Consider the following 1262-nt stretch of genomic DNA (forward strand, 5'->3'; position numbering starts at 1 on the left):
TCAAATAGAACAGCTGCGGTTTTTCGACTGTATAGCCGTCAAGCCATGCACGCATATAATCTTCTTGGTGTTCAGAAATCCAAAATACAATATTTTGTAGTTTTTCTTCTGTAAAGCCAGCTTCTCCGTATGTTTCTGGATTTTTTAGTGGTTTAAGACCCTTAGATTTTAATGTTTCTATCCACTCAGCAACAAAATCAGGTACGACTGGCAGGGCTTGCTGTTGGAGTTGGAATTTTAAATCAATGATTTGCGATTCTATTTTAGAACTTCTGATTACTTCTTTTTCGTAGTTATCATTGAGATTACTATATTTATCAAATAACTCCTGAAACTCTTCGTCTGAGTGCCAGTTTTTGAAGTGATTTATAAGTGTAGATTTTTTATATTCTGCTTCTGTAGTTAGTTCAATATTAGTGACTTTCACCTTGTTGAATAATTCTTCTTCAAACTTAGTCATTTTTCGTGTCCTTTCAATAATTCAGGGTTCTCATAGATATTTCCGATGACTTCGCTATAGCTCAGGATATTTTTTAATCGTATATCAAACCCTTCAGCCTTGAATCCACCATTTTCGAAAATTATTTTAAAATCTCTATTTATGGAAAGCGACCCAGAACCAGTCATTGGATTTCTGAAAGAATTCCTACAATTTATTACGTCACCCTCATAAATTTCAACGCCGTTTTTATCTTTTAATCCTGTTGACTGCATTAATATAACGTCATCAATAGAAAATTCATCAACTAAATCGAATGGTTTTAACTCTGCAAACTTACAGGATATTACTTCGTGAGCAAAATTAATAGAACTAACGGTTCTCATGCGCTCATCTTGTTTATCCCAAGCTCTTAATTTTGGTATCATCTCATCCCTCACTTCGTCGCATTAACAGCATCGTCTGACAAGTCTTTAGTCTGTTGTGCATCGGTCACAGCTTGCGATAGCTCGTCAGTCTTTTGTTGAGCGGCAGATAGCTTTGCGTTTAAATCACTAATCTGTTGCGCCATGTTCGCCTTATCTTGGTTCGCTTGATTTAACTGATTGCTAACATCCGCTTTTTGCTGATTGAGTGCGTTCAGTTGGTTTTGATAGCTAGCAGCTTGATTTTGCAAGTTTGAGTTGTCTTGATTGATTTGGTCTTTCAACTGGTTGATTTGGTTGTTCAATTGATTCAATTGGTCTGCATATTGCTGTGAGCTATTATTTGCCTGTTTAAGCTGTTCGTTTCGGTCTAGCAAGCGTTGTTTCAAGATAGAGAT

General features: G+C 36.1%; 3 protein-coding genes. All 3 read right to left on the reverse strand.

Annotated elements, in window-relative coordinates; all coding sequences use genetic code 11:
• Positions 1 to 460 (reverse strand): DUF1642 domain-containing protein (locus HFD15_RS14190; RefSeq protein WP_202982905.1); only part of this gene is annotated, 460 nt, incomplete at its 3' end.
• Positions 457 to 867 carry a YopX family protein gene (locus HFD15_RS13925; protein WP_167593812.1) on the reverse strand — a complete coding sequence of 137 codons (411 nt, stop codon included), beginning with the start codon at positions 865 to 867 and terminating at the stop codon, positions 457 to 459. The genes HFD15_RS13925 and HFD15_RS14190, both read right to left, overlap by 4 nt.
• An 8-nt stretch (positions 868 to 875) precedes the next feature.
• Positions 876 to 1241: a hypothetical protein gene (locus HFD15_RS13930; RefSeq protein ID WP_238785379.1), complete on the reverse strand. Its 366-nt coding sequence runs from the start codon at positions 1239 to 1241 to the stop codon at positions 876 to 878.
• Positions 1242 to 1262 lie beyond the last annotated feature (21 nt).

This window comes from Lactococcus sp. EKM203L (assembly GCF_011800585.1).
GTDB classification, from domain to species: domain Bacteria; phylum Bacillota; class Bacilli; order Lactobacillales; family Streptococcaceae; genus Lactococcus; species Lactococcus lactis.